Source organism: Halomonas sp. ISL-56, assembly GCF_018612805.1.
Taxonomy (GTDB): Bacteria; Pseudomonadota; Gammaproteobacteria; order Pseudomonadales; family Halomonadaceae; genus Vreelandella.
In genome coordinates, this window is sequence record NZ_JAGGRO010000033.1 from 19,108 (window position 1) to 27,595 (window position 8,488).

The following is an 8,488-nucleotide window of genomic DNA, read 5'->3' on the forward strand; positions in this document are numbered from 1 at the left end:
ACCATGGCTTACTCAACACTCATCATAGTCAACGGCGTGGCTCGCCTGACCTTAAACCGACCCGAGGTGCATAACGCCTTTGACGATAGCTTAATCGCCGAGCTAAATGAACATCTCAGCCAGCTCCACGACCTTGCTGAAGCGGGTGATGTGCGCGTGGTGGTACTGGGCTCCGAAGGCAAGAGCTTTTCTGCCGGTGCGGATCTTAACTGGATGAAGCGGATGGTCGATTACGACCTGGAGAATAACCTCGCGGATTCCCGCAAGCTCGCGGCGCTGATGTACGGACTCGACACACTGCCCTGCCCCACCCTTTGCCGCGTTCAAGGGGCTGCGTTTGGCGGCGCGGTTGGTCTCGCCGCCTGCTGTGATCTGGTGATTGCCTCTGATAAAGCTAAATTCTGCCTCTCGGAAGTCAAGATTGGCCTGTCGCCTGCGGTCATTAGCCCCTACGTGCAGCGCGCCCTAGGCGAGCGGCAAATGCGCCGCTACGCCCTAACCGCCGAAGTGATGGATGCGGAAACAGCGCTCGCGCTCGGTTTAGCCCATCAGGTGGTTGAGCACGAAGCGTTAGACAGCGCCGTCGACGCCATGCTGACAACGCTATTAGCAGGCTCGCCCCAGGCCCAACGCGCTACCAAAGCGCTGATGGCCGCAGTGGCTCAAGCGCCAGACAGTGACGCCACCCGCGAGCATACCTGCCAGGTGATCGCCAAGCTACGCGTCAGCCAAGAGGGGCAAGAAGGATTATCCAGCTTTTTTGAGAAGCGTCGCCCGGTTTGGACGTCACCTGAAGAACACAATAACGCTGCGGAGCCACGCTTATGACGTTTACCCCAACCAAATTCGACACCTTGCTGGTCGCCAACCGCGGCGAAATTGCCTGCCGGGTGATGCGCACTGCCCGCCGTATGGGCCTGAAAACCGTCGCGGTCTACTCCGATGCCGATGCCAGCGCCCGCCACGTGCGTGAAGCCGATGAAGCTGTGCGCTTAGGCCCTGCCGCTGCGCGCGAAAGCTATCTCAATATTGACGCAGTGATTGACGCCGCCAAGCGCACCGGCACCGGTGCGATTCACCCTGGCTACGGCTTTTTGTCTGAAAACGGCAGCTTCGTTAAAGCCCTTGAAGAAGCGGGCATTACCTTCGTTGGCCCGCCCGCCTCGGCGATTGCCGCCATGGGTGACAAATCCGCTGCTAAAGCCCGCATGGCCAATGCGGGGGTACCGCTAGTACCGGGCTATCACGGCGACGAGCAAGACGACGCCCTGCTCCGCAATGAAGCCGACAAGATCGGCTACCCGGTCATGCTCAAAGCCAGCGCGGGCGGCGGCGGTAAAGGCATGCGCGTTGTCGAGTCAGGCGATGGTTTCCAGGCAGCGCTAGATGGCTGCCGCCGTGAATCCAAAGCCGCCTTCGGCGATGACCGAATGCTGATCGAGAAGTACCTGGTACAGCCACGCCATGTGGAAGTGCAGGTATTTTGCGATCGCCACGGCAACGGCGTTTATCTGTTTGAGCGCGACTGTAGCGTGCAGCGCCGCCATCAGAAAGTGATCGAAGAAGCCCCAGCGCCGGGTATGACGGCAGAGCTGCGCAGCGCCATGGGCGATGCTGCGGTTCGCGCGGCCCAGGAGATCGGCTATGTGGGTGCGGGCACCGTCGAGTTTCTTTTAGACATTGATGGTTCGTTCTATTTTATGGAGATGAACACTCGTCTTCAGGTTGAACACCCGGTCACCGAAATGATTACCGGCCAGGATCTGGTCGAGTGGCAGCTACGCGTGGCCATGGGCGAACCACTACCCTGCTCTCAAGATGAGCTAACGATTACCGGCCATAGCTTTGAAGCGCGCATTTACGCAGAAGATCCGGATCAGGATTTCCTGCCCGCCACCGGCTTGCTTAACCGCTTTGCTCTGGATCTGGAGGGTGCGGGCTTAAGTGCTGATCAAGTACGCCTGGACAGCGGCGTGGGGAGCGGCGACGAAGTATCGATGCACTACGACCCGATGCTTGCCAAGCTGATTGTGCACGGCCCCGACCGCGATGCGGCGCTGGCAACCCTTAACCGCGCCTTGGCGGCGTTAGATGTTCAGGGCGTCGTGACCAACCGCGCCTTCTTGATGCGCCTGGCGACCCATCCCGGCTTTAAAAACGTCGAACTAGACACCCGCTTTATCGAACGCAATGAAGCCACGCTGTTTGCGCCGCGCACCTATAGCATGGAGGCCTACGCCAGCGCCGCGCTGATTGGTCTGAATCAATTGGCGCAGGAGTGCGAAAGCGACTCGCCCTGGGATCGCCACGACGGCTTCCGTCTCAATGCTCCCCACACCATTCGCATCGCGCTGTGTGACCCAGCCGACGTAAAAGCCGCTGATAGCGATGAGGCGGTAGTGATCGTGGAAGGTAAGCGCAACGCTGGCGAGAAGCTATGGAATCTAACCATTGGTAATGACACCTTAACCGCAAGCCTTCAACCGCTGACTGGCGATGCAGTTGCTGTCACCCTGAATGGCCACCGTCGCCGCCTGCAAGCGCGCCGCGATGGTCATGTCGTCGTTATGGCTGACCCCAGCGGCGAAACCCGCCTGTTCTGGCGGCGCATTGATGCCATTGATCACGGCCACCACGAGGCGGAGTCTACCCTCACTGCCCCCATGAACGGCACCGTGGTTGCTTTGCTAGTGGAGCCCGGCGTGGCGGTTGAAAAAGGCATGCCGCTGATGGTGATGGAAGCGATGAAAATGGAGCACACCATGACCGCCCCCGCGGATGGCAGCGTTGACACCTTCCATTTCCAAGCTGGCGACACCGTCAGCCAGGGCGCTGTGCTGCTCGACTTTGCGGCCAACGACGCTGCGGCTAACAAATAGGAGTCTCTGCTTATGCCATTGCCTACCTCCGTTAAGCTATTTGAAATGGCACCCAGGGACGGCCTGCAAAACGAGCCGGGGGCTATCGTGCCAACCGCGACCAAAATTGCCCTGATTGAGCGGCTTGCCAAGGCGGGTATTAAGCATATCGAAGCCGCCAGCTTTGTATCGCCCAAATGGGTGCCGCAAATGGGCGACGCCGTTGAGGTGATGGCAGGCATCAAGCGCCAGCAAGAGGTGGTCTACTCCGCCCTAACGCCCAATTTGAAAGGGCTGGAAAACGCCCTGACCGTAGGTGTTGAAGAGGTGGCAGTGTTTGGTGCCGCGTCAGAAGCCTTCTCGCAAAAAAACATCAACTGCTCAATTGCCGAATCGCTCACTCGTTTTGAACCCGTTTTAGAGCGCGCCCGCGAGGCAGGTGTGCGCGTACGCGGCTACGTCTCCTGCGTATTGGGCTGCCCTTATGAAGGCGAGATTGATCCCAACAAAGTCGCCGAGGTAGCCAAAGCGCTTTATGAAATGGGCTGCTACGAAGTGTCACTGGGCGACACCATCGGCGTTGGCACGCCGTTGGCCGCCAAGCGTATGATTGACGCCGTTCAGCAGCAGGTACCCATCGAATTTCTGGCCGCTCACTTCCACGACACCTACGGCATGGCGCTGGCCAACTTATATGCGGTAATGGAAGAAGGCGTCAGTGTGATTGATGCGGCAACCGCAGGCCTGGGCGGCTGCCCCTATGCCAAAGGCGCTTCCGGCAATGTGGCCACTGAAGACGTGCTCTATCTACTTGAAGGGCTAGGCATTGAAACGGGTATTGACCTACAGGCCGTAATTGATACCGGCTACTGGATCACCCATGAGCTAGGCCGCAAGCCCAGCGCTAAAGTTGCTCTGGCGAGAGGCGCTCTTAACCAATAATAATTAAACGACGCCTGACTTCCCGTTTAGATAAGAAAAAGACATCGGAGAATTACCCATGGCATCACCTGCTCTTACTCTACCCAGCTACTCCAGCAGCATGGCGGACAAGCCGCTGCTGGGCATGACCATTGGCGACAAGTTCGACCAAATCGCCGCGCAGTATGCTGATAACGACGCGCTAATCGTACTGCACCAAAATATCCACTGGAGCTACCGCCAGCTCCAGGAAGAGGTTAACCGCTGCGCCCGTGCCCTGCTCGCTATTGGTGTTAACAAGGGCGACCGGGTAGCCATGTGGGCGCCCAACTGCAGCGAATGGACGCTCACTCAGTTTGCTACTGCTAAAATTGGCGCGATTCTGGTCAATATTAACCCTTCCTATCGCACCCATGAGCTGGAATACGCGCTGAACCAATCCGGCGCCCGTTTTATGGTGACTGCGAACAGCTTTAAAAGCTCCGATTACAGCGGCATGCTGTATGAGCTCGCGCCCGAATTAAACGCTTGCAAAGAAGGCGAACTGAAATCACAAAAGCTGCCTGACCTTGAGTGCATTGTTAATTTAAGCGATGACAAACTCAGCGGCATGTGGCGCTGGTCTGACCTGATGGAAGAAGCCAACAAGGTTAGCCAAACCGACGTTGACGACCTTCAGGCGACGCTGCAGTTTGATGACGCCATTAATATTCAGTACACCTCAGGCACCACAGGCTTTCCTAAAGGCGCTACCCTTTCCCACCACAACATTCTCAATAACGGCTTTTTTGTGGCGGAGAGTATGGGCTTTACTAGCGAAGACCGTTTGGTCATTCCAGTGCCGCTTTACCACTGTTTTGGTATGGTCATGGGTAACTTGGGCTGTATGACTCACGGCGCCACCATGATCTACCCAGATGAAGGCTTCGACCCCGGCAAAGTGCTCAAGGCGGTTCATGAGCAGAAAGCCACCGCACTGTACGGCGTGCCGACTATGTTTATCGCCGAGCTCGACCACCCTGATTTCCCTGGTACCGACCTCTCATCACTGCGTACCGGCATTATGGCAGGCTCCATCTGCCCTGCAGAAATCATGAAGCAAGTCATCAACAAGATGAATATGAAGGGCGTGCAGATCGCCTACGGCATGACCGAGACCAGCCCAGTCTCCACCCAAACCGGCGCTAATGACAGCATTGAGAAGCGCGTTTCCACGGTAGGTCGCACTCAGCCCCACCTGGAAAATAAAATCGTCGACCCCGGCAACGGCGGCATTCTCCCCCGCGGTGAAATCGGCGAGCTATGTACCCGCGGCTACAGCGTCATGCTGAAGTACTGGAACAACGACAAAGCCACCGCGGAAGCCATCGACGAAGCGGGCTGGATGCACACTGGCGACCTGGCCACCATGGATGAAGAGGGTTATATCCAGATTGTCGGCCGCATAAAAGACATGGTCATTCGCGGCGGTGAGAACGTCTATCCCAAAGAAATAGAGGAGTTTCTTTACGCCCACCCAGCGATCTCAGAGGTACAGGTTACCGGCGTGCCAGATAAGAAGTACGGTGAAGAGCTGATCGCCTGGGTCAAACTCAATAGCACCGCCGGCGAAGTAACCGGCGAAGAGCTACGCGAGTACTGCAAAGGCAAGATCACCCACTTCAAAATTCCACGCTACTTCAAGTTCGTCGACGAATTCCCGATGACCGTCACTGGCAAGATTCAGAAATTCAAAATGCGCGAAATTTCCATTCAAGAGCTGGGTTTGGATCAAGAGTCTTAGGTGATGACGTCTCCCAATCCGTTAGCGGATCACTATCAGCGCGCCCTGCGCGCTGATGAGGTACTGGCGCAGATTGATAGCCACTACCCCGCTGGCCCCACCCTGCATCAATTAGCCCCTCTGGATCAGCTGCATATTGGTGGCGTGGCAGCCTCCGCGAGACTACTTCAAAGGCTCAACCCTGACACTCACAGCAAGGTACTGGATATCGGTGCTGGACTGGGCGGATTGATGCGGCAGGGTGCTTCGCTGGGGTTCCAGATGACCGGACTGGATATCACTCATGGTTTCAGTGCACTGAACAAAGCGCTGAGCTTACGGGTTAACCAACCTGACTCATTACCACTCACCTGGGTAACCGGTAACGCCAGCGCCCTGCCTTTTGCCGAGAACAGCTTTGATGCCGTGCTCTTTCAGCACAGCCTGCTCAATATGCTCGATGCCACCAAGGTAATCGCAGAAAGCCGCAGAGTTCTGCGCCCTGGCGGACAGCTAGTGATGCATGAGGTAATCAGCGGCCCCAATGTGGCGCACCTTCGCTACCCGGTGCCTTGGGCAGCCTCTTCCGAGCACTCCCATCTAATGTCCGTTACGGAATTGACTAGATTACTGGAAACCGGCGGTTTTCTACTTGAACACGTGGAAGACTGGAGCAAAATCGCCTTGGAGTGGCGCCAGCGCCAGCGGCAAAAAGAGCAGACGCCACGGCAGGCGGTGCTGTCTCCCCAGTGGGTTTTCGGCGAGCGTTTTATCACCATGGGTAAAAATTTAGTCGACAACCTAGCCGAGGGCGCAATTAAAGTGGTGGAAATCCAAGCTAGTTGCTAATCTAAGTAGGATAGTTTTTCTCCCTACCCATGGGTACATGACGCTGTATATAAGGTACGAAAGATATTAGGTATAAAATATACTGTTATAAAACATGGGTACAAAACATATGAGTATAGAACAATAGGTGTACGAAACATGCCAATTAAACGCTTGGCAAGCACCCTGCTTTGCTGCTCTGTTCCTTGGTTTAGTAGCTACGCCGACGACACTCCGCCGGTAATGGCCTATACCGCACCCAATAGTGAACTGATGCAGCTTGATAACGGCGTCATCTTGGAAGGCAGCGACCTTCAAAGCCTTGATAACTATACCAGCGGTTTTCGAGTAACCGCAGGCTTCAGCCCCTGGCGTCTGCCTCAATTGGATATCGGCGCTGAAATCGCCTACCGGGAAAGCGAAGAAATCGCCGCCTCTTCCAGCATTAATCCGCTAATTATGGATACCCTGAGCTTAGGCGGTGCCATTGTTGCCGGTGTTCGCATGGGCGCCTTTAGCGTCTATGCAAAGTCCGGCATCACTGAGTGGCGTGGCGAAAGCGACCTGGAAGGCGCCGACGAAAGCGGCACCGCGATGCTGCAAGGTTTCGGCGCCACGGTCACGATTAATCGACTCGTCAGTCGCCTGGAGTACGAACGCATCGACGCCCCCACCCTCAGCCATCTCAATATGTTAAGCGCCTCCTTGCATCTGCCGTTCTGACGCCACCCTTTCAACAAATTAAACTTTGATTTTTCTGGTTACTACTCAATTTGTAAGCCATGGATTAAAATTTTGTAAGAGATCTCTTACAAGCTTGTAAGACATTGGCGCTTCGTGCCTTCAAGGGGTTGCCCTCTGCCGCTGGCTCGCTATCCTAACTCGTTCTCATTTAGCAGATAACGATTCAAGGAGCGGCGTGATGGCGGATAAAACGGGCCTGCAATTTACCCTGACCCTACCCGGGGCCAATGACACGGCCGTGGTGCGTTTTACCCATCGTGAAGCCCTCTCTGAGCCGTTTACCCTCTCCGTTGGCTTTGCCAGCCGCACCCATACCCTGTCGCCCAGCGACTGTTTGGATCAGGAGGCCACCCTGTCCATTTGGCAGGACGGCGAGCCGCTGCGTCGCGTGCATGGAATTATCGCAGAGCTGCATCGGGGCGACAGAGGACATAGGCGCAGCTTTTATCGGGTGGAGATTCGTCCAGCGTTATGGCGTCTATCGCTGCGCCACAACTCGCGGATCTTTCAAGACACCTCGCCTTACGACGCCATCACCACCTTAGCCAGCGAGCGCAGCCTCACCGATATCGGCTTTGCCACCACCCGCACGCCCCTGGATCGTGAGTATTTGGTGCAGTACCGGGAGACCGATCTGGCCTTTATCGAGCGCGTGGCCGCCGAAGAGGGGTGCTTCTATTTCCATGAGTTCGAGAACGCCGAAGGCGGCAAGCACCAGTTGGTGTTTGCGGACTCAACCGTGGTACTGCCCAGCGTAGGTGAGCGCACCTACCATGGCCGTGCCGGGGGCACACCGCCCCGACGCCATGTGCGTAAACTGCGCCAAGTCAGCCGGGTACGCCCCGCTTCGGCGATGCTCAAAGACTACACGTTTAAGAACCCTGCCTACGCCCAGATCCACGAGCATCAAGCAACGGGGCTGGGTGAGCATGCCCAGCGGGAGGATTACGAACACTTCGATTACCCCGGGCGTTATAAAAAGGATGCCTCCGGCAAGCCCTTTACCCGCCACCGCTTAGAGTCCCTGCGCGCTGACGCCCTCACCGCCGAGGCGGAGAGTGACCTTCCTGAACTTGCCCCTGGCATTTGTTTTACCCTCGCCGACCACGATATCGATAGCCTTAACCAAGCGTGGCAGGTGGTGGCCGTGGTGCACCACGGCGAACAGCCCCAGGCCCTGGAAGAGGACGGCATGGCACGGGGAAATAACGGCAGCAGTGCACTGTCGGCCCAATCGGGCGAGCAGATGACCCGCTACCATAACGAGCTGGTCATCATGCCCAGGGAGCAGACCTTCCGCCCGGTGCCTAATCCTAAGCCGCGCGTCGATGGCCCCCAGGTGGCCTTTGTGGTGGGGCCGGAAGGCGAAGAGATT

The 8,488-nt window shown here is 56.8% G+C and carries 7 protein-coding genes; all 7 read left to right on the forward strand.

Annotated features, from left to right (window positions below):
- Positions 1-3: 3 nt before the first annotated feature.
- Positions 4-828 (forward strand): enoyl-CoA hydratase/isomerase family protein, encoded by an 825-nt coding sequence (locus J7J49_RS22075; RefSeq protein WP_215095716.1) that lies wholly within the window; start codon positions 4-6, stop codon positions 826-828.
- Positions 825-2,879 carry an acetyl/propionyl/methylcrotonyl-CoA carboxylase subunit alpha gene (locus J7J49_RS22080; RefSeq protein WP_215095718.1) on the forward strand — a complete coding sequence of 685 codons (2,055 nt, stop codon included), beginning with the start codon at positions 825-827 and terminating at the stop codon, positions 2,877-2,879. Before J7J49_RS22075 ends, J7J49_RS22080 begins: the two co-directional genes overlap by 4 nt.
- Before the next feature lie 12 nt (positions 2,880-2,891).
- Positions 2,892-3,800, forward strand: coding sequence for a hydroxymethylglutaryl-CoA lyase (locus tag J7J49_RS22085; protein WP_215095720.1), 909 nt, complete (start codon positions 2,892-2,894; stop codon positions 3,798-3,800).
- 58 nt (positions 3,801-3,858) lie between these two features.
- Complete coding sequence (locus J7J49_RS22090; RefSeq protein ID WP_215095722.1) at positions 3,859-5,562, forward strand: AMP-binding protein; 1,704 nt, start codon at positions 3,859-3,861, stop codon at positions 5,560-5,562.
- Between the two features lie 3 nt (positions 5,563-5,565).
- Positions 5,566-6,390 carry a class I SAM-dependent methyltransferase gene (locus J7J49_RS22095; RefSeq protein ID WP_215095724.1) on the forward strand — a complete coding sequence of 275 codons (825 nt, stop codon included), beginning with the start codon at positions 5,566-5,568 and terminating at the stop codon, positions 6,388-6,390.
- Positions 6,391-6,528: 138 nt separating this feature from the next.
- Positions 6,529-7,092, forward strand: coding sequence for a putative outer membrane beta-barrel protein (locus J7J49_RS22100; RefSeq protein ID WP_215095726.1), 564 nt, complete (start codon positions 6,529-6,531; stop codon positions 7,090-7,092).
- A gap of 199 nt (positions 7,093-7,291) precedes the next feature.
- Positions 7,292-8,488 (forward strand): type VI secretion system tip protein TssI/VgrG (gene tssI / locus J7J49_RS22105; RefSeq protein WP_215095728.1); only part of this gene is annotated, 1,197 nt, incomplete at its 3' end.